Source organism: Acidobacteriota bacterium (assembly GCA_012517875.1).
In the GTDB taxonomy this organism is placed as follows: Bacteria; Acidobacteriota; JAAYUB01; order JAAYUB01; family JAAYUB01; genus JAAYUB01.
The window spans coordinates 1-3,550 of the sequence record JAAYUB010000166.1 but is presented as its reverse complement, the minus strand read 5'-3'; the positions used below and the strand labels follow the sequence as shown (position 1 = coordinate 3,550).

The window sequence follows — 3,550 nt, the reverse complement described above, 5'->3', positions numbered from 1 at the left end:
GTCCGCCGCACACGGCCGCCCAGGCGCTTTCGGCCGCCGCCGCCAGGTCCGCCCCGCCGTCGAGGGCCACCCGCAGGCCCAGGGACGCGCCCGCCACCCCCTCCCGCGCCTCGGCCTTCCGGACCGCCACGCGCACCCGCCCCGGCTCCGGCCGGGTGAAGACCACCTGGAAGTCGTCCCGGAGCGCCACGCCGAAATCCGCCGCCGCGCCCGCGGCCGCCTCCGCCGCGAGCAGCCGCTCGGGTGGCAGGAGCCGGGCCACGGCGCCCAGAGCCGCGCGCCACAGGTCCGCCCACCCCACGGTGAGGCGCAGCGCCAGCTCCCCCCGCACCCGCCAAGCAAGCGCGTCGCGGGGCCCCATGGCCAACACGTCGCCGGCCCGTATCGCCAGTCGCGGCGCCGCCAGATCCGCCCGCACCGCCACCCGCGCGTTTTCCTCCCGGCCGTGGCCGCGGTAGTCGGCCAGCACCGTTTCGGGCCCGGCCGCCAGCTCCAGCCCCCGGGCTGCGCCTCGCGCCAGCGGCCGCGCGGCGACGCGGTACTTGAGCCAGGCCGCGTCGCCGGATAGCAAAAGTTGCGGCGCCGGCGCCGCCTCACCGGGCGCGGCCGGCGCTCCGGCGGGTGCGCCCAGCACGCCGTCCTCATCCACGTCGTCGACGGCGTTGAACGCCTCGATCCGCACCTCGCCCCCGGCCCCGAACGCGGCCGCCGCGGCGCCGGCGTCGATGGGCCAGACGCCCGACGGACGGGCCGCCGCCAGCTCCGTCGGCAGCGCCGCGTCGCCCAGGGGCAGGTCGGGTATCCCCGCCAGCACCACCGTCCAGTCCACCGCCCGTGCCTTCACCGATACACCCACACGTTTCATCTGTGCCATCGTCTGTTCCCTCCCCATGGGATTCGGACTTCGGACATCGGAAATCGGATTTCGTGCTCGTAATTCGTAATCGTGATCGAGACTCGAGGCTAGGGGCTCGCCCCGGTCCCGAATGTTCGTGCTCGTCATCGTCATCGTGTTCGGAACTGTTTGAATGTTTAAAGGTTTGAAGGTTTAAACGTTCCCCAATCCCAACATTCCAACCTTTCAACTTTCAAACCTTCAAACGTTTTCTTGATAAGGTTATAACGTTCCCCAATCCCAACATTCCAACCTTTCAACTTTCAAACCTTCAAACGTCTCCTGGATCCTGTGATCTCCGGTTTTCCGCCCATTCTACCGATTCCTCTCGCAACCCTCAACTCTTAACCCTCAACCTCACTCGCCCCCGAACCTGCGAACCTGTGAACCTGTGAACCTGCGAACCTGGAACCTTTGAACTCTTGATTCGAACCTGCGAACGTTCTAACCTTCAAACCTTCCAACTTTCAAACTCTTACAATTGAAAACGGCCGGCACCCCGCCGACCGCTTCTCTCATCTTCTTCTTACTGTTTACCGTTTACTATTTACTGTTCGCTGTTCACTGTTCACTCTCCCCGCGCCTTCGCGCGCCTCACCCACCCGCGGTGCGCCGGCCCGCCCGGCTGGTCAGATCTCGCCCAGCATCTCCGCCAGGTTCAGCACGTGGGCCAGGGGGAGCGCGGAGATTCCCTCCTCCACGGGAAAGGCGTGGCGGCCGGGATGCACGATCCAGAGATGGGCCAGTTCCAGGTCGGCCCGCGCCACGCGCATGGACCGCGTCGCGACAGGCGCTTCGGCAAACTTGAATTCGAAGCCGAACCGCCGCCCCCCGTGCATCAGCAGCAGATCCAGCTCCGCGCCGGCGTGCGTGGCCCAGAAGAAGGCGGCGGCGCCGGGCACGACCCGGAGCACCTGCTCCAGGGCGAATCCCTCCCATGACGCGCCCAGCTTCGGATGGCCCAGCAGGGCATGCCGGTCGGGGATCGTCAGCAGCGCGTGCAGCAGGCCCGAGTCCCGGAAATAGACCTTGGGCGCCTTCACCTGGCGCTTGGCCAGGTTGGCATGCCAGGGGAGCAGCTGGCGGATCATGAACGTGCCGGCCAGGATGTCGAGGTACGACCGGACCGTCTTGTCCGACAAACCCATGGAGCGGGCCAGTTCCGACGCGTTCCAAAGCTGTCCGTGGTAGTGGGCCAGCATGGTCCAGAAGCGCCGCATCGCCACCGGCGGCAGGGCGATGCCCAGCCGGGGCACGTCCCGCTCCAGGAACGTCCGGACGAATCCCTCCCGCCACGCCAGGCTGTCCGCTTCGGATCGGGCCAGGAACGACCGGGGATAGCCGCCCCGGCTCCACAGGGCGTCCGCCGCCTCGCCGCCCACCTCGGCCAGGTCGAATCCGGCGAGCTCGACGAACTCCACCCGTCCGGCCAGCGTCTCGGCCGCCTGCCGGATCAGTTCCGGCGCGACGCTGCCCAGGATCAGGAAACGGGCCCGGTTCGCCGGGCGGTCCGCCAGCACTCGAAGAACGGCGAACAGTCCGGGCAGCTCCTGGATCTCATCGAGGACGATCCATCCGTCGAGCGGCCCGAGGGCCAGTTCGGGATTCTGCAACCGCTGCCGGTCGGTGGGTGATTCGAGGTCGAAAAAGGTCACCGGCCGGTTCTCGCTGACCATTCGGGCCAGGGTGGTCTTGCCGCTCTGCCGCGGGCCGATCAGGGCTGTCACCGGTGACCGGTCCAGAGCGACCTGGAGGGCGTTGAGATACTTGGATCGTTGGATCATGGCATCATTTTATATTGAAAATTCGGAATTTGCATCCGAATTTTCAACCGTCCCGACCATCACCACTGAGTCCACAGCGGACACAGAGGTTTTCTATGTTCTGACTCCTGATCGCAAGCCGTCCCCCGTCTCCCATCTCCCATCTCCAATCTCCCATCTCCCGTCCCCCTATTCACCGATTCACCGACTCACCCATTCACCGATCTCGCATGGCACCATCGCACGGCGGGCACCAGCGGAGGTACCGCGAGCGGGAGCGAGCGGCGCGAGGGGGGCCACGCTGCGCCTCACCCCGGGCGCCGCACCACTCCGTCGGCGTCCGTCGACGGGGGCGGCCGATCCCCGGGAGGCGCGCTTTCGATGGCGCGGGCCGTCCGCGGTCCGCGCTGTGGAGTGCGGCGGCATGACGCCGCTCTGGATTCCGCGGGGCAACCGCCGCGGACGATGGAATGGTGTCGCAGATTCCGCGATTTTCGCGGGGAGGGCTTTCCCGCCGCTTGCTCCCGCTCGCGGTACCTCCCGCGTGCCCATCGTTCCATGGTGCCTGCCGATCTGAGTCTCGATTCCGGTCCTCGGACTTCGGACATTGGATTTCGTGCTCGTGTTTCGTAAGCGGAGTCGGAGTCGGGATCGGTATCGGTATCGCACCTCAACCCTCAACCGTCCCGGACATCACCACTGAGTGCACAGAGGATTCAGAGTCTTTTTTTGTTCTGAACCCGAACCGAGAATCCCTCAACGATCAACCATCAACCATCAACCATCAACCTTTCCGGACATCACCGCCGAGGCGCAGAGTCCACAGAGGACACAGAGGCTTTTTTTGTTCTGAACCCTGACCGTAAACCGTCTCCCCATTCACCCATTCACC

The 3,550-nt window shown here is 66.1% G+C and carries 2 protein-coding genes; both read right to left on the bottom strand.

What is annotated here, in order from left to right; translation table 11 throughout:
- Positions 1–874, bottom strand: an 874-nt coding sequence (locus GX414_15850) for a hypothetical protein (protein ID NLI48575.1), incomplete at its 3' end; no start/stop codon positions are given.
- Between the two features lie 650 nt (positions 875–1,524).
- Positions 1,525–2,679 carry an ATP-binding protein gene (locus tag GX414_15845; protein ID NLI48574.1) on the bottom strand — a complete coding sequence of 385 codons (1,155 nt, stop codon included), beginning with the start codon at positions 2,677–2,679 and terminating at the stop codon, positions 1,525–1,527.
- Between the last annotated feature and the right edge of the window lie 871 nt (positions 2,680–3,550).

Excerpts from the sequence above, each read along its gene's own strand:
- GX414_15845 (NLI48574.1), bottom strand. The coding sequence starts at position 2,679 with ATGATCCAACGATCCAAGTATCTCAACGCCCTCCAGGTCGCTCTGGAC.